At 59.6% G+C, this 22721-nt stretch carries 17 protein-coding genes; 9 read left to right on the forward strand and 8 right to left on the reverse strand.

Annotated features, from left to right (window positions below):
- The 4 genes from gsiC to iaaA are packed head-to-tail and all read right to left on the reverse strand — an operon-like array spanning position 1 to position 5310.
- Positions 1-921: a glutathione ABC transporter permease GsiC gene (gene gsiC, locus BFG58_RS07490; RefSeq protein ID WP_008501201.1), complete on the reverse strand. Its 921-nt coding sequence runs from the start codon at positions 919-921 to the stop codon at positions 1-3.
- A gap of 5 nt (positions 922-926) precedes the next feature.
- A complete protein-coding gene (gene gsiB, locus BFG58_RS07495) occupies positions 927-2465 on the reverse strand; it encodes a glutathione ABC transporter substrate-binding protein GsiB (RefSeq protein WP_023292928.1) in 1539 nt (512 codons plus the stop codon).
- Between the two features lie 23 nt (positions 2466-2488).
- Entirely contained in the window at positions 2489-4360 is a 1872-nt protein-coding gene (gene gsiA, locus BFG58_RS07500) for a glutathione ABC transporter ATP-binding protein GsiA (RefSeq protein WP_069719553.1), read from the reverse strand.
- Positions 4361-4371: 11 nt separating this feature from the next.
- A complete protein-coding gene (gene iaaA, locus BFG58_RS07505) occupies positions 4372-5310 on the reverse strand; it encodes a beta-aspartyl-peptidase (RefSeq protein ID WP_048027619.1) in 939 nt (312 codons plus the stop codon).
- Between the two features lie 187 nt (positions 5311-5497).
- Here iaaA and moeA point away from each other — a divergent pair, with 187 nt between their 5' ends.
- Entirely contained in the window at positions 5498-6730 is a 1233-nt protein-coding gene (moeA, locus tag BFG58_RS07510) for a molybdopterin molybdotransferase MoeA (RefSeq protein ID WP_069719554.1), read from the forward strand.
- A gap of 1 nt (position 6731) precedes the next feature.
- Positions 6732-7484 carry a molybdopterin-synthase adenylyltransferase MoeB gene (gene moeB, locus BFG58_RS07515; RefSeq protein ID WP_069719555.1) on the forward strand — a complete coding sequence of 251 codons (753 nt, stop codon included), beginning with the start codon at positions 6732-6734 and terminating at the stop codon, positions 7482-7484.
- An 86-nt stretch (positions 7485-7570) separates the two neighbouring features.
- On the opposite strand, the gene fsa is transcribed toward moeB, so the two are convergent.
- A complete protein-coding gene (gene fsa, locus BFG58_RS07520) occupies positions 7571-8233 on the reverse strand; it encodes a fructose-6-phosphate aldolase (protein ID WP_069719556.1) in 663 nt (220 codons plus the stop codon).
- A 128-nt stretch (positions 8234-8361) separates the two neighbouring features.
- On the opposite strand from fsa, the gene BFG58_RS07525 reads away from it, so the two are divergent.
- From BFG58_RS07525 to BFG58_RS07540, 4 genes are all read left to right on the forward strand, one after another.
- The gene (locus BFG58_RS07525) at positions 8362-9261 is read left to right on the forward strand and encodes a glycyl-radical enzyme activating protein (RefSeq protein ID WP_069719557.1); all 900 of its coding nucleotides are present in this window, start codon (positions 8362-8364) and stop codon (positions 9259-9261) included.
- Between the two features lie 4 nt (positions 9262-9265).
- The gene (locus tag BFG58_RS07530) at positions 9266-11698 is read left to right on the forward strand and encodes a formate C-acetyltransferase/glycerol dehydratase family glycyl radical enzyme (RefSeq protein WP_069719558.1); all 2433 of its coding nucleotides are present in this window, start codon (positions 9266-9268) and stop codon (positions 11696-11698) included.
- 166 nt (positions 11699-11864) lie between these two features.
- On the forward strand, positions 11865-12680 hold the full coding sequence (locus tag BFG58_RS07535; RefSeq protein ID WP_069719559.1) for a Cof-type HAD-IIB family hydrolase: 816 nt from the start codon (positions 11865-11867) through the stop codon (positions 12678-12680).
- 149 nt (positions 12681-12829) lie between these two features.
- Positions 12830-14086 (forward strand): DUF1479 domain-containing protein, encoded by a 1257-nt coding sequence (locus BFG58_RS07540; RefSeq protein WP_045909411.1) that lies wholly within the window; start codon positions 12830-12832, stop codon positions 14084-14086.
- Here the strand turns inward: BFG58_RS07540 and BFG58_RS07545 are convergent.
- Complete coding sequence (locus tag BFG58_RS07545) at positions 14083-15156, reverse strand: LacI family DNA-binding transcriptional regulator (RefSeq protein WP_045909412.1); 1074 nt, start codon at positions 15154-15156, stop codon at positions 14083-14085. The two genes, BFG58_RS07540 and BFG58_RS07545, sit on opposite strands and share 4 nt — an antisense overlap.
- 288 nt (positions 15157-15444) lie before the next feature.
- On the opposite strand from BFG58_RS07545, the gene BFG58_RS07550 reads away from it, so the two are divergent.
- Positions 15445-16746, forward strand: coding sequence for an MFS transporter (locus BFG58_RS07550; RefSeq protein ID WP_045909413.1), 1302 nt, complete (start codon positions 15445-15447; stop codon positions 16744-16746).
- A gap of 17 nt (positions 16747-16763) precedes the next feature.
- Positions 16764-19127, forward strand: a complete 2364-nt coding sequence (locus tag BFG58_RS07555) for a TIM-barrel domain-containing protein (RefSeq protein WP_069719560.1) — start codon at positions 16764-16766, stop codon at positions 19125-19127.
- 83 nt (positions 19128-19210) lie between these two features.
- On the opposite strand, the gene BFG58_RS07560 is transcribed toward BFG58_RS07555, so the two are convergent.
- Positions 19211-20806: an ABC-F family ATPase gene (locus BFG58_RS07560; protein ID WP_032656351.1), complete on the reverse strand. Its 1596-nt coding sequence runs from the start codon at positions 20804-20806 to the stop codon at positions 19211-19213.
- A gap of 222 nt (positions 20807-21028) precedes the next feature.
- Between BFG58_RS07560 and ldtB the strand changes: the two genes are divergently transcribed.
- On the forward strand, positions 21029-21949 hold the full coding sequence (ldtB, locus tag BFG58_RS07565; RefSeq protein ID WP_032649383.1) for a L,D-transpeptidase: 921 nt from the start codon (positions 21029-21031) through the stop codon (positions 21947-21949).
- Positions 21950-21995: 46 nt separating this feature from the next.
- Here ldtB and BFG58_RS07570 read toward each other — a convergent pair whose 3' ends face one another.
- Complete coding sequence (locus BFG58_RS07570; RefSeq protein ID WP_045909415.1) at positions 21996-22712, reverse strand: GntR family transcriptional regulator; 717 nt, start codon at positions 22710-22712, stop codon at positions 21996-21998.
- Positions 22713-22721: the final 9 nt, after the last annotated feature.

The raw sequence follows: 22721 nt of genomic DNA on the forward strand, positions 1-22721 counted from the left end.
TTACTTATACCTGATGGCCGGGTTAATGGCGGCGTAGAGCACGTCCACCACTAAGTTGATAAGAATAAACTCCAGCGAGAAAAGCAGCACTTCCGCCTGGATCACCGGGTAGTCGCGCATCTCGACGGAATCGACCAGCAGACGTCCCAGCCCCGGCCAGTTGAAGACCTTTTCCACCACGATAGAGCCGCCCAGCAGGAAGCCAAACTGAAGCCCCATCATCGTCACCACCGGGATCATCGCATTGCGGAACCCGTGCTTGAGGATGACCCACTTCTCGCTGACCCCTTTCGCCCGCGCGGTGCGAATATAATCTTCGCTCAGCACGTCAACGAACGAGGCGCGGGTAAAGCGGGCCATCACCGCCGACACGGCAGCCCCCAGCGTCATTGAGGGCAGGATGTAATGCTTCCAGGTATCGGCCCCGACGGTGGGCAGCCAGCCCAGCTCGACGGAGAAGATTTGCATCAGCAGCATCCCCAGCGCGAACGCCGGGAAGGAGATGCCGGTCACTGCCAGCGCCATGCCGAGCTTGTCCGGCCAGCGGTTACGCCAGACGGACGCCACAATCCCGGCGCCAAGTCCGAACACCACGGCCCAGCTCATGCTGGCTATCGTTAACCAGAACGTGGGCATAAAGCGGGTGGCGATCTCCTCCGACACCGGACGACGCGAGACCATCGAGATACCAAAGTCACCCTGCAGAACGTTGCCAATATAGTGCAGAAACTGCATATAAAGCGGCTGGTCAAGACCCAGCTGTTTACGCACCAGCTCAATGACCGTGGCATCCGCTTCGGGCCCGGCAACCAGACGCGCCGGATCCCCCGGCAGCATATGGACAAACAAAAACACCAGCACTGCCACAATCAACAGCGTCGGGATAAGCCCCAGCAGGCGTTTACAAACATAGTTCAGCATGGGCGTTATTTTAAATCCGCATCGTCAAAGCTAAAGCCCGTATCCGGCATGATGTAGAACCCGGTCAACGCTTTGTTATGGGCTGACACCAGTTTCTCCACCACCAGCGGCACCCACGGCGACTCTTTCCAGATGATGTCCTGCGCGTCCTTGTAGAGGCGTGCTTTCTCCTCCGGTTTGGTGGTTTTCAGCGCATCGGCAAGGTCTTTGTCCACCTGCGGGTTGCTGTAGAACGCGGTATTGAACAGGGTTGGCGGCCAGTTCTGTGAGGCAAACAGTGGCGACAGCGCCCAGTCGGCTTCACCGGTCGAGGCCGACCAGCCGGTGTAGAACATCCGCACGCCGCTCTCTTTCTGCCCTTTCCCCTCAACCTCGGCCGCACGCTGCCCGGCATCCATGGCGGTCACCTGAGCTTTGATACCCACCTGCGCCAGCTGCTGCTGGGTGAACTGCAGCACCTTCTGGGCGGTACTGTGATTATGCGACGACCACAGCGTGGTGCTGAACCCGTTCGGATAGCCCGCCTCTTTCAGCAGCTCGCGCGCTTTAGCCGGATCGTACGGCCACGGCTGATAGCTTTGCGCATACGCGATAGCCGGCGGCAGCACGCCGGTGGCCGGGGTGGCATAGCCCGCAAAAGCGACCTTCACCAGCGCCTGACGGTTAATGGCATAGTTAATGGCTTCGCGCACCTTCGGGTTATCGAACGGCTTTTGCGTAACGTTCATGCTGATGTAGCGCTGCATGATCGACGGGCTGGCGACCAGCTCCAGCTTGCTGTTTTTCTCCAGAATGGCGGCCTGCTCATACGGCACAGGGAAGGCAAACTGCGCCTCGCCGGTTTGCAGCATCGCCGCACGGGTGTTGTTGTCCACCACCGGGCGCCAGGTGATGGTGTCCAGCTTCGGCAGCCCTTTTTGCCAGTATCCCGCGTATTTTTTCACCTTCACAAAATCGGTCTGATTCCAGGTGACCAGCTCATACGGGCCGGTACCGACCGGGTGGAAGCCGATCTCCTTGCCGTATTTCTTCAGCGCTGCAGGGGAAATCATCGCCGTCGCCGGATGCGCCAGAATATTGATAAACGCTGAGAACGGCTCTTTCAGGGTGATTTTTACCGTCGCCGGGTCGACCACCTCGGTTTTGGCGATGTTTTTATAGAGGTTATAACGCTTAAGGCTGTTTTCAGGATTGCTGGCGCGATCGAGGTTTACCTTCACCGCGTCGGCATTAAAGTCGGTGCCGTCCTGGAACTTCACCCCGGTTTTGAGCTTAATGGTGTACACCAGCCCGTCATCCGAAACGGTGTACCCCTCCGCCAGCACGTTTTTGAGCTTCATCTCTTTATCCAGGCCAAACAGGCCCTGGTAGAACGATTTCGCCACCGCCTGGGAGAGCGTGTCGTTAGCGTCATACGGATCCAACGTCGTGAAGTTAGAGCCGACAGCGACCACCACATCTTTGGCAGCGAACGCGGGGGCAGCGGCCAGGGCTGCCGTCACGCTCGCGGCTAACAACCATCTACGCGCTACAAATGTAACCATTATGTTCTCCTGCCTGTTGAAAGTTATAACCGCGAAAAAGCATTGTCCTGACGCGGGGGAGCCACGAAATGACCCGGCCCGACCTCACGCAACGCCACGCGCTCTACGGCCTCGCCGCGTTTACGAATATTGCTCGGCATTTCATCCTGCAGCAGCACGCGCTGGCCGTGACGATGCGCCGGGTCGGCGACCGGGACCGCCGCGATGAGCTTGCGGGTATACGAGTGCTGTGGGTTCTCGAATACCGCTCTTCGCGGACCGATTTCCACAATTTGCCCCATAAACATCACCGCCACGCGATGGCTGATGCGCTCAACCACCGCCATGTCGTGCGAGATAAACAAGAAGGCGATCCCCATATCCCGCTGTAAATCCAGCAGCAGATTGATGATTTGCGCCCGGATAGAGACATCCAGCGCCGAGACGGACTCATCCGCAATCACCACTTTCGGGTTCAGCGCCAGCGCACGGGCGATGCAGATACGCTGCCGCTGCCCGCCGGAAAACTCGTGCGGATAACGCCAGGCGTGTTCCGGCTTCAGGCCAACGCGCTCCAGCAGCCAGGCGACGCGACGCTGCGCCGCCTCGCCGTCGAGCAGGTTATGCACCCGCAGCGGCTCCATGATCGAATACCCCACCGTATGGCGCGGATCGAGGGAGGCATACGGATCCTGGAAAATAAACTGAATATCCCGCCGCACCGCCTGCAGCCTGCTGTCCGGAAGGGTATCAATGCGCTCGCCGTTAAAGGTAATGCTGCCCTCCTGAGAGGCCACCAGACGGAGCAACGCGCGCCCGGTCGTGGATTTACCGCAGCCGGACTCCCCCACCAGCGCCAGCGTTTCGCCCGGCCAGAGATCGAAGCTGACGTTTTCCACCGCGTGCACTTCGCGCTTCACCCGGTTCAGTACACCGCTGCGCAGCGGAAACCGGGTGACCAGATTGCGCACTTCCAGAATGGGCTTGCCCGGCACCACGGTGTCCTGCTCGCGTTCCTCCTCCTGCGGCTCAGACGCCGCCAGGGAAATCAGCGGAAAACGACGCGGCAGATCGCTGCCGTTCATCGCTCCCAGGCGCGGAACCGCCGCCAGCAGCGCTTTGGTGTAGGGATGCGCGGGCGCGTGAAAAATCTGCTCAACCGTGCCGGTTTCGACCGCGCTGCCCTTGTGCATCACCAGTACCCGATCGGCGATATCGGCGACCACGCCCATATCGTGGGTGATAAAGATCACCCCCATCTCCATCTCCTGCTGCAGCACGTTGATGAGCTGCAGGATCTGCGCCTGAATCGTCACGTCCAGCGCCGTCGTCGGCTCATCGGCAATCAGCACCGCCGGACGGCACGAGAGCGCCATGGCGATCATCACCCGCTGGCGCATGCCGCCGGAAAGCTGATGCGGGTAGCGGCCGAGAATGGCCTGAGCCTCCGGAATGCGTACCAGCTCCAGCATGCGTCTGGCTTCCCTGAGCGCCTCATCGCCGCTCAGCCCCTGATGCAGGCGAATGGACTCGGCAATTTGTTCCCCGACCGGGAACACCGGGTTCAGGGAGGTCATCGGCTCCTGGAAGATCATCGCAATATCTGCCCCGCGCACGCCCTGCATCTGCGCGCCGCTCAGCTCGTTTAAATCAATGACCTGGCGGTTACGGCGGCGCAGCAGCATTTTCTCGCTGGTGATTTGACCGCCCGTCTGTTCCAGCAGGCGCATCAGCGCCAGCGCGGTGACCGATTTCCCGGAACCGGACTCGCCAACAATCGCCAGCGTCTCGCCGCGCCTGAGCGTGAACGATAAATTCTGTACTGCGGGGATGAACTGCCGCTCTTCCTGAAACGCAATATTCAGCTGATGGACAGCCAGCACTTCGCGGTTGTCCAGCTCTTCACTGTGCGGCACGCGCTGCCCCCTTATTCACGATAGATCCCCGTGCTCGGCTCATCGCCGGCATAGCCCCAGGCGCGGTACATGCCTTCACTGTTGAACGGCAGGGCCACGTTGCCCTCACGATCCACCGCAATGAGTCCGCCGATGCCGCCCAGGGCAGGTAATTTTTCCATCACCACACGCTCGCAGGCCTCGCTCAGGCTTAAGCCGCCGTAATCCATCAGCGCGGTAATGTCATAGGCCGCGAGAGCGCGGATAAACACTTCTCCGGTGCCGGTACACGACACCGCCGCCGTCGCGTTATTGGCATAGCAACCCGCGCCAGGCAGCGGGCTATCACCCACGCGTCCGGGCAGCTTGTTGGTCATCCCGCCCGTGGAGGTTGCCGCCGCGAGGTTGCCGGCTTTATCCAGCGCCACCGCGCCCACCGTGCCCATTTTGCTGCGCTCATCCAGCGGCGCAGTATGGTCAAGCTGCGTCATGCCCGCCGAACGGGCGTCCAGCAGCTGCTGATAGCGGGCTTCCGTGGAAAACAGGTCGGGCGATACCGGCTCCATTCCGTGTTCGAAGGCAAACCTCTCCGCCCCCGCGCCCGTCAGCAGCACGTGCGGGCTCTCTTCCATCACCAGACGCGCGGCCAGCACCGGGTTACGCAGGTGGCTGACGCCTGCCACGGCCCCCGCTTTCAGGGTGATACCGTCCATGACGCAGGCATCCAGCTCGTGCGTTTCATCCCGGGTAAAGACCGAACCGATCCCCGCATTAAATAACGGGCACTCTTCCAGCAGACGCACCGCCTCGGTGACTACATCCAGCGCACTCTCGCCCGCTTCCAGCATTTTCTGGCCCGTTTCGACAATGGCGTACAACGCGTCGATGTAGCGTTTTTCCTGCTCAGAAGTGAGCTGTGCACGGGTGATTGCCCCGGCCCCGCCATGAATTGCGATTACCGCCTTAACCATTCGCATCACCCGTTAGCCTGTTTTGCGGCTTTTTCTATAAATATCATTATCGTCGACGAAACTTCAGATGAATTTTGAATATAGAAAGACGTAACAGTGATGTAAAGCGTGCACCCTCCGGTCATACAGTTAGCCGCACTTTTCTGCCATAATGGACGCTTTCGTTGTTACTCCGCAGGAGCCCACCATGGATTTTACCGCCGGACTGATGCCGCTTGAGACGGCACTCACGCAGATGCTTGACCGAGTTTCCCCGCTGCATGACGTTGAGACGCTGCCCCTCGTGCGCTGTTTTGGCCGTATTGCCGCACGCGATATCGTCTCTCCGCTTAACGTGCCGGGGTTTGATAACTCCGCGATGGACGGTTACGCGGTACGCCTGGCGGATCTCCAGACGGGTAACGCCCTGCCGGTGGCGGGTAAAGCCTTTGCGGGTCAGCCGTTTAGCGGCGAATGGCCTGCAGGCACCTGCGTGCGCATCATGACCGGCGCACCGGTTCCGCCAGGCTGCGACGCCGTGGTGATGCAGGAAGAGACCGAACAGACCGACGACGGCGTGCGTTTTACCGCGAGCGTCAAAGCGGGCCAGAACATCCGTCGCACGGGCGAAGACATTACCCTCGGCGCGACGGTCTTTGCCGCCGGGCAAAAGCTGACGGTGGCGGAGCTGCCGGTGCTGGCCTCGCTCGGCATCGCGGATATCGACGTGATCCGTAAAGTGCGCGTCGCCGTTTTCTCCACCGGCGACGAGCTGCAGCTTCCGGGCCAGCCGCTGCAGGACGGCCAGATTTACGACACCAACCGCCTGGCGGTACACCTGATGCTGGAGCAGCTGGGCTGCGAGGTGATTAACCTCGGCATCATTCCTGACGATCCGGAAAAACTGCGCGCGGCGTTTATCGAGGCGGATAAATCCGCCGACGTGGTCATCAGCTCCGGCGGCGTCTCCGTGGGCGAAGCGGATTACACCAAAACCCTTCTTGAAGAGCTGGGTGAAATCGCCTTCTGGAAGCTGGCGATCAAGCCGGGCAAGCCGTTCGCGTTTGGCAAGCTTTCACACAGCTGGTTCTGCGGCCTGCCGGGTAACCCGGTCTCGGCGGCACTCACCTTCTACCAGCTGGCGATCCCGCTGCTGGCGAAGCTTTCCGGCAACAAGGCCAGCCCGCTGCCGGAACGCGTGCGCGTGCGTGCCGCCACGCGGTTGAAAAAATCACCGGGCCGTCTCGATTTCCAGCGCGGCATTCTGACCCGCGGTGCGGACGGCGAGCTCGAAGTGAGCACCACCGGACATCAGGGCTCGCACATTTTCAGCTCCTTCAGTCTGGGCAACTGCTTCATCGTGCTGGAGCGCGAGCGCGGCAACGTGGAAGCCGGCGAATGGGTTGAGGTCGAGCGCTTTAACCACCTGTTTGGAGGCTGACATGACGGTGGAGCTGAGCGACCAGGAGATGATGCGCTACAACCGCCAGATCGTGCTGCGCGGGTTTGACTTCGAGGGTCAGGAAGCGCTCAAGGCGGCCAGCGTGCTGGTCGTCGGGCTGGGCGGGCTGGGCTGCGCCGCCGCGCAGTACCTTGCCGCGGCGGGCGTGGGAAGCATGACGCTGCTGGATTTCGATACCGTGTCGGTCTCCAACCTGCAGCGCCAGACGCTGCACAGCAACGCGACGGTGGGCCAGCCGAAAGTGGAATCCGCCAGGGCTGCGCTGGCGCGCATCAACCCCCACGTTCAGTTCACGCTGATTGACGCAATGCTGGATGACGACGCGCTGTTCGCACAGATTGCCCGGCACGACCTGGTGCTGGACTGCACCGATAACGTCGCCATCCGCAACCAGCTCAACGCGGGCTGTTTTGCTCACAAAACCCCGCTGGTCTCCGGCGCGGCGATCCGCATGGAGGGGCAAATCAGCGTCTTCACGTACGCCGAGGGTGAACCCTGCTACCGCTGCCTGAGCCGTCTGTTTGGCGAGAATGCGCTGACCTGCGTTGAGGCGGGCGTGATGGCGCCACTCGTCGGCGTGATTGGTTCATTGCAGGCAATGGAAGCGATCAAAGTGCTGGCGAATTACGGCACGCCCGCAGCGGGTAAAATCGTGATGTACGACGCGATGACCTGCCAGTTCCGCGAGATGAAGCTGATGCGTAACCCGGGGTGTGAGGTGTGTAGCCAGTAAAAAAGTCGGGTGGCGGCTTCGCCTTACCCGACCTACAACGGCGCGAACGTAGGCCGGGTAAGCGTTAGCGCCACCCGGCAACCGCGTCAGATAGACGTCCGTCCAAACGCCCCCAACCAGTCCTGCTCAAACTTTACGATCGCCGCATCCACAGCCGGAGAGGTAATAAACTGCTGCGCCACGTCCAGCGGCAGCGTGATGGACTCGCACCCTGCCAGCAGGCAGTCCAGCGCCTGACGCGGGGTTTTAAAGCTCGCGGCCAGCACTTTTGACTGCGGGGCATGCAGCGTCAGCAGCTGCTGTAATTCCACCACGGTCTGGATCCCGTCCCCGCCCTGCGCGTCCACGCGGTTAACGTAAGGCGCCACATACTCCGCCCCCGCCAGCGCGGACAGCATCCCCTGCGCGGCACCGTATACCGCCGTACCCAGCGTAGGGATCCCTTCCGCTTTGAGCATCTTGATCGCCGCCAGCCCTTCTGCGGTCACCGGCACTTTCACCACCAGATCGTTAATGATGGCGCGCAGCTTACGCGCGTCTTCCACCATCCCTTCGGCGGTGGTCGCCATCACCTGCGCAAACAGACGGCCTTTACCGCCCAGCGCGTCGTGCAGCGCGGGCAGCAGTTCGTCGAGCGGCGTTTTACCGGCCGCAACGATGCTTGGGTTGGTGGTCACGCCCGCCAGCGGGAAGATACGCGCCAGCTTTTTGACTGCCGCAACGTCAGATGTGTCGAGATAAAGTTCCATGATGTCACCCTCAAAATTAGCCTGCACTTACCCTATCACGACAAAACCTGCTCAAGAGTTGACCTGCATCAAGATAACTTTCATTCGAAAGTAATTTAATCTTCGTATGCAAGATGAGAGGCGAAAACATGATCTTCAATATTCAGCGTTACTCTACCCACGATGGCCCCGGTATCCGTACCGTGGTGTTCCTGAAAGGCTGCTCGCTGGGCTGTCGCTGGTGCCAGAACCCGGAAAGCCGCTCCCGCACGCGGGACGTGCTGTTTGATGCGCGTCTGTGCCTGGACGGCTGCGACCTGTGTCAGCAGGCGGCACCGGGCTGTATCGAACGTGCGCTGAACGAGATGGTCATTCATCGTGAGAAATTAAGTGAAGAGACGCTTAATGCCCTCACCGACTGCTGCCCGACGCAGGCGCTGACCATCTGCGGTGAAGAATGGCAGGTCGAGGAGATCATGGCGACCGTACTGCGCGACAAACCCTTCTACGACCGCAGCGGCGGCGGGATCACCCTCTCCGGCGGCGAACCGTTTATGAACCCCGAGCTGGCGCAGGCCCTGTTTAAAGCCAGCCATGACCAGGGGATCCACACCGCCGTCGAAACCTGCCTTCACGTGCCGTGGCACTATATCGAGCCGTCATTACCGTACGTCGATTTGTTCCTCGCCGACCTGAAGCACGTCGACGGTGACCTGTTCAAGCAGTGGACGGACGGTTCGGCTAAGCGCATCCTGGACAACCTGAAACGCCTGGCCGCCGCCGGGAAAACGATCACCATCCGCGTGCCGCTGATCCAGGGCTTTAACGCGGATGAAGCCTCCATCACCGCCATCACCAACTTCGCTGCCGATGAGCTCGGCGTCGACGATATTCATTTTCTGCCGTATCACACGCTGGGCATGAACAAATACACCCTGCTCGGCCAACCCTACTCTGCCCCTGACAAACCGCTGGATAACCCTGCCCTGCTGGACTTCGCGCAGCAGTACGCCTGCCAGAAAGGGTTAACCGCGACCTTACGAGGATAAACTTATGACAACCCTGAATCTCAATACCCTCAGCGAGCGCATTAAGGCCCACAAAACGGCGCTGGTGCATATCGTTAAGCCGCCGGTCTGTACCGAGCGCGCCCAGCATTACACCGAAATGTATCAGCAGCACATGGACAAGCCGATCCCGGTCCGTCGCGCCCTGGCGCTGGCGCATCACCTGGCCGAGCGTACCATCTGGATCAAACACGACGAGCTGATTATCGGTAACCAGGCCAGCGAAGTGCGCGCCGCGCCGATCTTCCCGGAATACACCGTTTCCTGGATTGAGAAAGAGATTGACGACCTGGCGGACCGCCCGGGCGCGGGCTTTGCGGTGAGCGAAGAGAACAAGCGCGTGCTGCATGAGATCTGCCCGTGGTGGCGCGGCCAGACGGTGCAGGACCGCTGCTACGGCATGTTCACCGACGAGCAGAAAGGCCTGCTGGAAACCGGCATCATCAAAGCCGAAGGTAACATGACCTCCGGCGACGCGCACCTGGCGGTGAACTTCCCCCTGGTGCTGGAGAAAGGTCTCGACGGCCTGCGCGCCAAAGTGGCCGAGCGCCGCTCGCGCATCAACCTGACGGTGCTGGAAGACCTGCACGGCGATCAGTTCCTGAAGGCAATTGATATCGTGCTGGAAGCGGTGAGCCTGCACATCAAACGCTTCGCCGATCTGGCGCGCGAGATGGCCTCCACCGAAACCCGCGAAAGCCGCCGACACGAGCTGCTGGCGATGGCAGAAAACTGCGACGTGATTGCTCACGAGCCGCCAAAAACCTTCTGGCAGGCGCTGCAGCTGTGCTACTTCATTCAGTTGATCCTGCAGATTGAGTCCAACGGCCACTCCGTCTCCTTCGCGCGTATGGACCAGTATCTCTATCCGTACTACCGCCGCGACGTGGAGCTGAACCAGAGCCTGGATCGCGAACACGCCATCGAGCTGCTGCACAGCTGCTGGCTGAAATTGCTTGAAGTGAATAAGATCCGCTCCGGCTCGCACTCCAAAGCCTCCGCCGGCAGCCCGCTGTACCAGAACGTCACCATCGGCGGCCAGAAGATGGTCAACGGTGAGCCGATGGACGCGGTGAACCCGCTCTCCTACGCGATTCTGGAATCCTGCGGCCGTCTGCGCTCCACCCAGCCGAACCTGAGCGTGCGTTACCACGCGGGCATGAGCAACGACTTCCTCGACGCCTGCGTGCAGGTGATCCGCTGCGGCTTCGGGATGCCTGCCTTTAACAACGATGAAATCGTGATCCCGGAATTCATCAAGCTCGGCGTTGAACGCGACGACGCCTACGACTACGCGGCGATTGGCTGTATCGAAACCGCGGTGGGCGGCAAGTGGGGCTATCGCTGCACCGGCATGAGCTTTATCAACTTTGCCCGCGTGATGCTGGCCGCGCTGGAAGGTGGCCGCGATGCCACCAGCGGCAAGGTGTTCCTGCCGCAGGAGAAAGCCCTCTCTGCCGGTAACTTCGACAACTTCGACGAGGTGATGGCGGCGTGGGATAGCCAGATCCGCTACTACACCCGCAAATCCATCGAAATTGAGTATGTGGTGGACACCATGCTGGAAGAGAACGTTCACGATATTCTCTGCTCGGCGCTGGTGGACGACTGCATCGAGCGCGCGAAAAGCATCAAGCAGGGCGGCGCGAAGTATGACTGGGTCTCCGGCCTGCAGGTGGGGATCGCCAACCTCGGCAACAGCCTGGCGGCGGTGAAGAAGCTGGTGTTCGAACAGGGCGTCATTGGCCAGCAGCAGCTGGCGGCGGCGCTGGCGGATGACTTCGACGGGCTGACCCACGAGCAGCTGCGTCAGCGCCTGATCAACGGCGCACCGAAGTACGGCAACGACGACGACAGCGTGGACATGCTGCTGACCCGCGCCTATCAGACCTATATTGAAGAGCTGAAGCAGTACCACAACCCACGCCACGGCCGCGGCCCGATTGGCGGTAACTACTACGCGGGCACCTCCTCGATTTCCGCGAACGTGCCGTTTGGCGCGGCGACGATGGCGACACCGGACGGACGTAAGGCGCACACGCCGCTGGCGGAAGGGGCAAGCCCGGCTTCCGGTACCGACCACCTGGGTCCAACGGCGGTCATCGGTTCCGTGGGTAAACTGCCTACCGAGGCGATTCTCGGCGGCGTGCTGCTGAACCAGAAGCTGAACCCGTCAACGCTGGAAAACGACAGCGATCGCCAGAAGCTGATGGTGCTGCTGCGCACCTTCTTCGAGGTGCATAAGGGCTGGCATATTCAGTACAACATTGTCTCCCGCGACACGCTGCTGGAGGCGAAGAAACACCCTGACCAGTATCGTGACCTGGTGGTACGCGTGGCGGGTTACTCGGCGTTCTTCACCGCCCTGTCGCCGGATGCGCAGGACGATATTATCGCCCGTACTGAACATACGCTGTAAAAAAACGCCCGGTGGCGCTGCGCTTACCGGGCCTACAGAGTCTCCTCGTAGGCCGGGTAAGGCGAAGCCGCCACCCGGCTTTCTGACTTTCATTCGAAATTAAATTTGTGCTCCCCGTCACCTTGTTATTAGAATGTTTCAAAACGCAGTGACCCAGGAGCACAGTATGACCGTTAAAGTTATCGTCACCGATATGGACGGAACTTTTCTTGATGATGCCAAGCAGTACGATCGTGACCGCTTCCAGGCACAGTTTGAACAGCTTAAAGCCCGCGACATTGAATTCGTTGTCGCCAGCGGCAACCAGTATTACCAGCTCATCTCCTTCTTTCCGGAGCTCAAAGATCGGATCTCCTTCGTGGCGGAAAACGGCGCGCTGGTGTTCGATCGCGGGGAGCAGATTTTTCACGGCGAGCTGACCCGCCATGAATCGCAGATCGTGATTGGCGAACTGCTGAAAGATAAAGGGCTGAACTTCGTGGCCTGCGGGCTGGAGAGCGCGTACGTCAGCGATAAAGCCCCGGACGCGTTCGTGGCGCTGATGTCAAAGCACTACCACCGCTTAAAGCGCATTAGCGATTACCGTGAAATTGACGACGTGCTGTTTAAGTTCTCCCTGAACCTGCCGGACAGCGATATCCCCAATCTGGTGGATAAGCTGCACGTCTCGCTGGACGGCATCATGAAGCCGGTCACCAGCGGCTTTGGCTTTGTGGATTTAATTATCCCCGGCCTGCACAAAGCTAACGGCATCAGCCGTCTGCTGAAGCGCTGGAAAATCTCCCCGCAGGCGTGCGTGGCCATCGGCGACAGCGGCAACGATGCCGAGATGCTGAAGCTGGTGAAATATTCTTTTGCGATGGGCAACGCGGCGGAAAGCATCAAAGAAATCAGCCGCTACAGCACCGATGACAACAACCATCAGGGCGCGCTGAACGTCATTCAGGCCGTGCTCGACAACCATTCCCCGTTCGACGCCTGATCCTTTCTTCGCCGGAGCCTGGCTCCGGCCTCTCACTCTTTTTCCGTCCTGTGGCGCACGTCAAGTTTTTAAACTTGCATTAACTTATTTTTAACTTAAAGTATCACTTGTAGACATTTTTACTTTCGAATGAAAGATGCGAGGCAGTTATGACCTTTACCAGTGAAACCTTGCCGGCGGATCACAAAGCGGCAATCCGTCAGTTGAAACGTGAGTTACGCGCGCAGATCGGCGACGTGCAGGCGGTGTTTAACAAGCTCAGCGACAAAATTGCCACCCGCGTGGCGGAAATTAACGCGCTTAAAAATAAAGGTGAATCCGTCTGGCCGGTGATCCCGTTTACCGATGTAAAAAACGGCACGATTACCGACGCGCAGCGCGACGCCGTTAAACGCCGCGGCTGTGCGGTGATTAAAGGTCACTTCCCGCGCGAGCAGGCACTGGCGTGGGATCAGTCGATGCTCGACTACCTCGATCTGAACAAGTTTGACGAGGTGTACAAAGGGCCAGGCGATAACTTCTTTGGCACCCTGACCGCTTCCCGTCCGGAGATTTACCCGATCTACTGGTCGCAGGCGCAAATGCAGGCGCGCCAGAGCGAAGAGATGGCGCAGGTGCAGTCGTTCCTGAACCGTTTATGGACGTTCGAGAGCAACGGCAAGCAGTGGTTCGACCCGGACGTGAGCGTGATTTACCCGGATCGTATCCGCCGCCGTCCGCCGGGAACCACCTCGAAAGGGCTGGGCGCGCATACCGACTCCGGCGCGCTGGAGCGCTGGCTGCTGCCGGCTTACCAGCAGGTCTTTGCCCGCGTGTTTGACGGCAATGTCGAGAAATACGATCCGTGGAACGCCGCGCACCGTACCGAAGTGGAAGAGTATACCGTCGATAATACCACCAAATGCTCGGTGTTCCGCACCTTCCAGGGCTGGACCGCGCTGTCGGACATGATCCCTGGCCAGGGGCTGCTGCACGTGGTGCCGATCCCGGAAGCGATGGCGTACATTCTGCTGCGTCCGCTGCTGGACGACGTGCCGGAAGACGAGCTGTGCGGCGTGGCGCCGGGCCGCGTGCTGCCGGTTTCCGAGAAGTGGCACCCGCTGCTCATCGAGGCGCTGACCAGCATTCCGGCGCTGGACGCGGGCGATTCGGTGTGGTGGCACTGCGATGTGATCCACTCCGTCGCGCCGGTGGACAATCAGCAGGGCTGGGGCAACGTGATGTATATCCCCGCCGCACCGATGTGCGAGAAAAACCTCGCCTATGCGAAGAAGGTCAAGGAAGCGCTGGAGACCGGCGCATCGCCGGGGGATTTCCCACGCGAAGATTATGAAAAGAGCTGGCAGGACCGCTTTACCGTGAACGATCTCAACATCCACGGCAAGCGCGCGCTGGGCATGGTCTAACTGTCATACAGCCCTTCCCGCTCAACGGCGGTGCGTCGTTTTCCCTGACGTATCCGCCGTACCGATTCTCGCACGGTCAGCGTGCCGTTAAGCAGTAACGTCCCCACCGGCGCGTCCGGGCGCATCAGCCGCTGCTGGAGCATGTGTACCGCTTCCGTCCCCAGCTCGTCGCGGGGAACATGCACGGCCGTCAGCGGCACATCCTGGATCGCCGCCAGGTTAAACCCGTCAATGCTCATCACCGAGACGTCCTGCGGCACGCGCAATCCGTGGTTTTGTAATGCGCTAATGGTGCCCGCCGCCATAAAGTCGCCGCCGACCAGAAACGCGGTTGGCAAATCCTTGCCCTGCATTTCGCTGAGCCAGGCGCTGACCACCTGTTCCGTTTCGCGCGCGCTGAAGCTGGGCACCACCAGCAGATCGCGCCTGTCGTTGAACGCCAGGTTGTGAGACTGCCACGCGTCACGGATCCCTGACAGACGCAGCTCCATGGTGTAGCGACGCAGGCACAGCACGTTCATCACCTCACGGTGCCCCATCTCGAACAGGTATTCCGCCGCCCGCTCGCCAATGGCGCGGTGATCCGGCGCAACGGCAGGCAGACGCATGTGCCGGTCGCGGCAGTTAATCAACATGCAGGGCTTACCCACGTCCACCGCCAGATCGTGGATATGCGGGTCGTCGATACCGAGAAGAATGGCGGCCTGCGTGTCCGACTCGTTCATCCGCGCCAGAAACAGCTGGGCGTCGCTGTCGTTCTCTTCCAGCGCGCAGTAGCGCAGGCGCACATCGTGGGATGCCAGGCCTTTACTCACGCTCTGGATCACGCGGTAGTAAAAGATGTCGGACCGCTCGTCGAAGGCGCGCTGAGGAGCAAAAACCACCAGGCTATTGAGCAGCAACCGTCCCGCCGCCATGCCCTCCATCACGCCCAGCTCCCGCGCGCACGCCAGCACCTTTGCGCGCGCTTTTTCACTGGTATTCGCTTTCCCCGCCAGCACGCGTGACACGGTGCTGATCGAGAGCTGCGTGCGGGCAGCGATTTCGGTAATTTTTAGCCTTTTGTCCATTTTGTGATCTGGCTCCATTTGCGAAATGAAAAAATTTTCATAGCGTGTTTGTCAGGCAATAACTGACATCAATACCATCCTGCCAGAGTGTTTACGTCAGTTATGAGAAATTTTGCACAAAATAGACTATTGCCCGCTCATTTTCTCCCTTAAGGTGAACCTGTCACACAACTTCCATACTAGTTGTATACCAACTTAAGCAGTTTAAACGGATAGAAATCAAAGGCATAAAAATCTGTGTGACACCTGAACCTCCGTCCCCTTACCGTCCGTCTTGTGGAGAGTAAAATGAGTCAGGACATCAATAACACCGTTGCGACAAGCAAAACCCGTCGCGTCATCAAGAACCTGCGCTGGTACGTGCTGGTGCTGTTCTTACTTGGCGTCACCGTTAACTACATCACCCGAAACTCGCTCGGGATCCTCGCCCCGGAACTGAAAGAGAGCCTTGGGATCACCACCGAGCAATACTCCTGGATCGTCGGTGCGTTCCAGATTGCCTACACCATTTTCCAGCCCCTGTGCGGCTGGCTGATTGACGTGATCGGCCTGAAGATTGGTTTTATGGTCTGCGCCGGGATCTGGGCGCTGATGTGTATTTTCCATGCGGGCGCCGGAAGCTGGCTGCACCTGGCGATTCTGCGCTTCTTTATGGGAGCTTCCGAAGCCGCCGCTACCCCGGCGAACGCCAAAACCATCGGTGAATGGTTCCCGAAATCAGAGCGTCCCGTTGCTGCCGGCTGGGCGGGCGTGGGCTTTTCTATCGGCGCGATGCTGGCTCCGCCTATCATTTACTTTGCTCACGCGTCGTTCGGCTGGCAGGGGGCGTTCATGTTTACCGGCGTGCTGGCGCTGCTGTGGGTGATCCTGTGGTGGGCGTTCTACCATAACCCGGAGCAGCACCCGAACCTGAGCAAGGACGAGCTGGCGTTTATCAAGCAGGATAACGAACCGCCTGCCGTCAAACTGCCCTTCCTGACCGCGCTGAAAACCGTCTCGAAGAACAAACGCTTCTACGGTATCGCCATCCCGGCCTTTATGGCGGAACCGGCCTGGGCGGTGCTGAGCTTCTGGGTGCCGCTGTACCTTGCCAAAGAGCACGGCATGGACCTGAAGCAGATTGCGATGTTTGCCTGGCTGCCGTTCCTCGCCGCTGACCTCGGCAGCGTGGCGAGCGGTTACCTGACGCGTCTGTACACCCGTCTGTTCGGCTGCTCCCGCGTGAACTCTGTCGTCGCCAGCTCCGTGACGGGCGCGTTCCTGATGATCTCGCTGGCCATCGTGGCCATTACTCGCGACCCGTACATCACCATCGTGCTGATCTCCATCGGCGGCTTCGGGCACCAGATCATCTCCTGCATGCTCAGCGCCCTGGTCGTGGAGTCGTTCGACAAAGGCCAGATGGCGACCGTCAACGGCATGCGCGGCTCAGCGGCGTGGATCGCCAGCTTCCTGTTCTCGCTGTTAATCGGTGTGACCGCCGACAAAATCGGCTTTAACCCGCTCTTTATCGCCATGGGCTTCTTTGACCTGATTGGCGCTCTCTTCCTGGTAGCATTTATTGCTGAACGTCGCGCCAAGCGCGCCTGATAGTGGATGTATTGCATATGAAAACCCTGAAAAACTGGACCGTTGATACGCAGTCGGCAAACCATCTGGAACTGCTGGTCGATAACCAGCACCGTCTGTGCCTGTATGTGCTGGAAGAGAACCTGTTCCGCGTGCTGATCAAACGCAAAGGCGAGCTGGCGCTGGACCGCACCTGGAGCATCGCCCCGGAACAAGACGTGCCGTGGGAAGGTCGCCGTCGTGACGATGTCAGCGGCTTCACCTGCCCGGCCTGGACGCTGACGCAGCAGGACGACACGTTAACCGTGGAAACCGAACAGCTGCGCGTCACCGTGCACCAGCCGCTGTGGCTGGAGTGGCACTACCGCAATGAGGCGGGCGAGTGGCAGCCGCTGGTCAACGACCGCCCCACCAGCGCCTACCTGCTGAACGCCCATGGCGACGGCGTGGCGCACTACCTGAGCCGCCGCAAGGACGAGCGTTTCTACGGCTTGGGTGAGAAAGCGGGCGATCTGCAGCGCAACGGTAAACGCTACGAGATGCGCAACCTCGACGCCATGGGCTACAACGCCGCCAGCACCGACCCGCTGTACAAGCACATTCCGTTCACCCTTACCCGCCGCGACGACGTGAGCTACGGCCTGTTCTACGACAACCTGAGCAGCTGCTGGCTGGATCTGGGTAACGAAATCGACAACTACCACACCGCCTATCGCCGCTGGCAGGCGGAAGCGGGCGATATCGACTACTACATTTTTACCGGCAGGCGCGTGCTGGACGTCACCAAAGCCTTTGTGCGCCTGACCGGGAAAACGCTGTTCGGACCGAAATGGAGCCTGGGCTACAGCGGCTCGACCATGCACTACACCGACGCGCCGGACGCGCAGAATCAGCTGATGAACTTCATCCGCCTGTGCGAAGAGCACGCCATTCCGTGCGATTCGTTCCAGCTCTCGTCCGGCTATACCTCCATCAACGGCAAGCGCTACGTCTTCAACTGGAACTATGACAAGGTGCCGCAGCCGAAGGTGATGAGCCAGGCGTTCCACGACGCGGGGTTGAAGTTGGCCGCAAACATCAAGCCGTGCCTGCTGCAGGATCATCCGCGCTACAGCGAAGTGGCGGAGAGCGGCCTGTTCATTCGCGATTCAGAAACCGATGCACCCGAACGCTCCAGCTTCTGGGATGACGAAGGCTCGCACCTCGACTTTACCAACCCGCAGACGGTGCAGTGGTGGCAGAACGGCGTCACCACGCAGCTGCTGGAGATGGGCATCGATTCCACCTGGAACGACAACAACGAGTATGAAGTGTGGGACGGGGAAGCCCGCTGCTTTGGCTTCGGCAAGGAGATCGCCATCAAGCATATTCGCCCGGTGATGCCGCTGCTGATGATGCGCGCCTCGCTGGAAGCGCAGCAGCGCTTTGCGCCGGAAAAACGCCCGTATCTCATCTCCCGCTCCGGCTGCGCCGGGATGCAGCGCTACGTTCAGACCTGGAGCGGTGACAACCGCACCAACTGGGACACGCTGCGCTATAACATCCGCATGGGGCTGGGCATGAGCCTGTCCGGGCTGTTCAACGTCGGCCATGACGTGGGCGGTTTCTCCGGCGACAAGCCGGACGCCGAGCTGTTCGTGCGCTGGGTGCAGAACGGCGTGATGCACCCGCGCTTTACCATTCACTCGTGGAACGATGACCACACGGTGAACGAGCCGTGGATGTATCCGGGCGTCACGCCTGCCATTCGCGGCGCAATTGAGCTGCGCTACCGCCTGCTGCCGTATCTCTATACTCTGCTCTGGCAGGCGCACGCCGACGACGAGCCGATGCTGCGCCCGACCTTCCTCGACCACGAGCACGATGCAAAGACCTTCGAAGAGTGCGACGACTTCCTGCTGGGCCGCGACCTGCTGGTCGCCAGCGTCGTCGAAGCCGGGCAGCGCGAGCGCCGGGTCTGGCTGCCGGATAACGAAACGGGCTGGTATGATTTTTACACCCACGCGTGGTATGCAGGCGGGCAATCCATCGTCCTCGATGCGCCGCTGGAAAAACTGCCGCTGCTGGTGCGCGCCGGAGCCGGTCTGCCGCTGAGCGAACGCATCACGCATGTGAGTGCCGAAAAAGATACGGCCCGCGAGCTGAAGCTGTTCCCGGTGAAAGGCGTAGGCACGACCTCCGGGCTGCTGTTTGAAGACGACGGTGAAAGCTGGGGCTATCAGAACGGCAATGCGCTGTGGGTGGAATGGGAAATGGTGTGCGACGGCGCAACCATCAACCTGAAGGTGAACGCGCGGGGAGATTATCGTCCGGCGTGGAAAGCGCTGAAGGTGTCATTACCGGCGGGGGAAAAACGTACGCTGCGGGTGAACGGGGTTGAAAGGAGTGAGTGGGTGCTCTGAACATTGCCGGGTGGCGGCTTCGCCTTACCCGGCCTACAAAGACACCCGTAGGCCCGGTAAGCGAAGCGCCACCGGGCTTTTTATTAGCCGTCGATACCTTTGCTGCGCAGGTAATCTTCGTAGTTACCGGTGAAGTCCACCACGCGCTCTGGCGTAATTTCGATCACGCGGGTCGCCAGCGAGCTGACGAACTCACGGTCATGAGAGACGAAGATCAGGGTGCCCTGATACATCTCCAGCGCCATGTTCAGGGATTCGATCGATTCCATGTCCAGGTGGTTAGTCGGTTCGTCCATCACCAGGATATTTGGTTTTTCCATCATCAGTTTGCCGAACAGCATGCGGCCTTTCTCACCACCGGAGAGCACTTTAGCTGGCTTTTTGATGTCGTCCTGGCTGAACAGCAGACGACCCAGGATGCTGCGCACCGCCTGCTCGTCGTCGCCTTCCTGCTTCCACTGGCTCATCCAGTCAAAGACGGTCAGGTCATTTTCGAACTCGTACTCATGGTCCTGCGCGTAGTAACCAATTTGCGCGTTTTCGGACCATTTCACGGTGCCGTTGTCCGGCTGCAGTTCGCCGACCAGGGTTTTCAGCATGGTAGATTTACCCACGCCGTTGGCGCCCAGAATGGCAATCTTCTCGCCCACCTCCAGCAGCAGGTTGAAGTTTTTAAACAGCGGGCCTTCATCGAAGCCTTTGGTAAGGGCTTCCACTTCCAGCGCGTTACGGAACAGCTTCTTGTCCTGCTCGAAGCGGATGAACGGGTTCTGACGGCTGGAGGCTTTAACCTCTTCCAGCTTGATTTTATCAATCTGACGCGCACGCGAGGTTGCCTGACGCGATTTAGAGGCGTTAGCGCTGAAGCGGCTGACGAAGGACTGCAGGTCGGCAATCTGCGCTTTTTTCTTGGCGTTGTCCGCCAGCAGACGCTCGCGCGCCTGGGTGGCTGCCGTCATGTACTCGTCATAGTTGCCCGGATAGACGCGCAGCTCGCCGTAGTCCAGATCCGCCATGTGCGTACAGACCATGTTCAGGAAGTGACGGTCGTGCGAAATGATGATCATGGTGCTGTCGCGATCGTTAAGCGTCTGCTCCAGCCAGCGGATGGTGTCGATGTCCAGGTTGTTCGTCGGTTCGTCGAGCAGCAGGATGTCCGGGTTAGAGAACAGCGCCTGAGCCAGCAGCACACGCAGCTTCCAGCCTGGCGCGACTTCGCTCATCGGGCCGTAATGCTGTTCAACCGGAATGCCGACGCCCAACAGCAGCTCGCCCGCGCGCGCTTCCGCAGAGTAACCGTCCATCTCGCCGTACTGCGTTTCCAGCTCGGCCACTTTATAGCCGTCTTCTTCGCTCATCTCGGCCAGCGCATAGATGCGATCGCGCTCCTGCTTCACTTCCCACAGCTCCGCGTGCCCCATGATCACGGTGTCGAGCACGGTGAACTCTTCGAAGGCGAACTGATCCTGACGCAGCTTACCGATGCGCTCGTTCGGATCGAGCGACACGTTGCCGAGGGTCGGCTCCAGATCGCCGCCGAGGATCTTCATAAAGGTGGATTTACCGCTACCGTTGGCACCAATCAGGCCGTAACGGTTGCCGCCGCCAAATTTGACGGAAATGTTTTCGAACAGCGGCTTACTGCCAAACTGCATAGTGACGTTGCTGGTAACTAACACGGGGAGATTCCTGCGAAAAGTGTGATAAACACGGCATTATGCCACAATTCCGAATTGAGATCCCGCGTTGCAACCATCCACTAAACTTTAACAAAATCGAAAAAAATGTGATTTCGTACACATCTGAATTCCCAGTGAGCGGGAATGCACATATAATGCGCTCCCATCACAGATTCAGACTTATCAACTCATCGCCAGAATGGCTTAGATACCTCGCACAACATGAACATGAAATTAACAGCGCTTTTTGCGGCGGCGTTAGCCGTAGTAGGTTTTTGTAAGACCGCGTCTGCGGTGACGTATCCCCTGCCGACCGACGGAAGCCGTCTGGTGGGTCAAAACCAGGTGGTGACGGTTCCTGAAGGTAACTCTCAGCCGCTGGAGTATTTCGCGGCGCAGTACCAGTTGGGTCTGTCTAACATGCTGGAAGCGAACCCGGGCGTTGACCCGTACCTGCCGAAAGCAGGTACCGTGCTGAATATCCCTCAGCAGCTGATCCTGCCGGATACCGTTCATGAAGGTATCGTAATTAACAGCGCCGAAATGCGTCTGTATTACTACCCGAAAGGCACCAATACCGTCATCGTGCTGCCAATCGGTATCGGCCAGTTGGGTAAAGACACCCCGCTGAACTGGACCACCAAAGTTGAACGTAAGAAAGCGGGCCCAACCTGGACGCCGACGGCTAAAATGCACGCGGAATACATCGCTGCGGGCGAACCGCTGCCAGCCGTTGTGCCAGCCGGCCCGGATAACCCGATGGGTCTGTATGCCCTGTACATTGGTCGTCTGTATGCGATTCACGGCACCAACGCCAACTTCGGTATCGGCCTGCGCGTGAGCCACGGCTGCGTGCGCCTGCGTAACGACGACATCAAGTTCCTGTTCGAAAACGTGCCGGTCGGTACGCGCGTGCAGTTCATCAACGAACCGGTGAAAGCGACGTCTGAGCCAGACGGCAGCCGCTACATCGAAGTGCACAACCCGCTATCCACCAGCGAAGACCAGATCAACAACAACGAAGTCGTTCCTGTTACGCTGAACAGCGCGGTACAGGCGGTAACGTCTCAGCCAGACGTTGAAACAGCGATTGTTGACCAGGCCGTTCAGAACCGTTCCGGTATGCCGGTACGTCTGAACTAATCACGTCACGCGCATTAAAAAAGTGGGCTTCGAGGCCCGCTTTTTTTTACCCGTTATTCACGATCACAATCCCGCCGTGGTCGTACCGATAGTGACAGTGGGCATACTCCAGCGGCGTGCCATCTTCCAGATAAATGACCTGCTCCACCTCCAGCACCGGATCGGTTTCCTCGCAGACCAGATGCTCTCTGTCCAGCGCGCTGGGCTTAAGCGCCCGCACCACCCGATACGAGCCCATAATTTTCAGCCCCAGGGTCTCCTGAACGTACTGAAACACCGAACCTTCAAGATGGTTTTTCGTCAGGCCCGGCACCAGATTCATCGGCATCACCGTGGAATCCAGCGACATCGGTTCGCCGTTCAGCAAACGCAGGCGAATGAAGTCGTAGATCGGCGCATCGGCGTTAATCATCAACGACGCCTGCTCTTTTTCGTTCGGGAAGCGCAGCTCGAAATGCACCACCTGGCTCGTAACCGTCCCCAGATGCGCCCAGGTTTTGGTCGCGCCAAAGTAGTCGCTGCCGGAGAGATCCCACTGCGAAAGCTGGAGGAAATTTTTGCGGATGAACGTCCCCTGCCCCTGGCGGGTATAGACCAGCCCTTCGACGATCAGCTGGCGCATCGCCTGCTGGATGGTCATCCGGCTGGTACTGAACTCCGCCGCCAGCGCAAACTGGTCCGGCAGCGGTTCATGGGCGGCGTACTGCTGGCTGATAATGCGTTTCTTGATTTCCCGCGCTATGGTGATGTACTTCGCCGCCATCGTCCTTCC

It is taken from the genome of Enterobacter sp. ku-bf2, from assembly GCF_001742765.1.
In the GTDB taxonomy this organism is placed as follows: domain Bacteria; phylum Pseudomonadota; class Gammaproteobacteria; order Enterobacterales; family Enterobacteriaceae; genus Enterobacter; species Enterobacter quasiroggenkampii.

Bases quoted from the DNA above. Each gene is read 5' to 3' on its own strand.
- gsiC (WP_008501201.1), bottom strand. From the start codon at position 921: ATGCTGAACTATGTTTGTAAACGCCTGCTGGGGCTTATCCCGACGCTG.
- gsiB (WP_023292928.1), bottom strand. From the start codon at position 2,465: ATGGTTACATTTGTAGCGCGTAGATGGTTGTTAGCCGCGAGCGTGACG.
- iaaA (WP_048027619.1), bottom strand. From the start codon at position 5,310: ATGGTTAAGGCGGTAATCGCAATTCATGGCGGGGCCGGGGCAATCACC.
- moeA (WP_069719554.1), top strand. From the start codon at position 5,498: ATGGATTTTACCGCCGGACTGATGCCGCTTGAGACGGCACTCACGCAG.
- moeB (WP_069719555.1), top strand. From the start codon at position 6,732: ATGACGGTGGAGCTGAGCGACCAGGAGATGATGCGCTACAACCGCCAG.
- fsa (WP_069719556.1), bottom strand. From the start codon at position 8,233: ATGGAACTTTATCTCGACACATCTGACGTTGCGGCAGTCAAAAAGCTG.
- BFG58_RS07525 (WP_069719557.1), top strand. From the start codon at position 8,362: ATGATCTTCAATATTCAGCGTTACTCTACCCACGATGGCCCCGGTATC.
- BFG58_RS07530 (WP_069719558.1), top strand. From the start codon at position 9,266: ATGACAACCCTGAATCTCAATACCCTCAGCGAGCGCATTAAGGCCCAC.
- BFG58_RS07535 (WP_069719559.1), top strand. From the start codon at position 11,865: ATGACCGTTAAAGTTATCGTCACCGATATGGACGGAACTTTTCTTGAT.
- BFG58_RS07540 (WP_045909411.1), top strand. From the start codon at position 12,830: ATGACCTTTACCAGTGAAACCTTGCCGGCGGATCACAAAGCGGCAATC.
- BFG58_RS07545 (WP_045909412.1), bottom strand. From the start codon at position 15,156: ATGGACAAAAGGCTAAAAATTACCGAAATCGCTGCCCGCACGCAGCTC.
- BFG58_RS07550 (WP_045909413.1), top strand. From the start codon at position 15,445: ATGAGTCAGGACATCAATAACACCGTTGCGACAAGCAAAACCCGTCGC.
- BFG58_RS07555 (WP_069719560.1), top strand. From the start codon at position 16,764: ATGAAAACCCTGAAAAACTGGACCGTTGATACGCAGTCGGCAAACCAT.
- ldtB (WP_032649383.1), top strand. From the start codon at position 21,029: ATGAACATGAAATTAACAGCGCTTTTTGCGGCGGCGTTAGCCGTAGTA.
- BFG58_RS07570 (WP_045909415.1), bottom strand. From the start codon at position 22,712: ATGGCGGCGAAGTACATCACCATAGCGCGGGAAATCAAGAAACGCATT.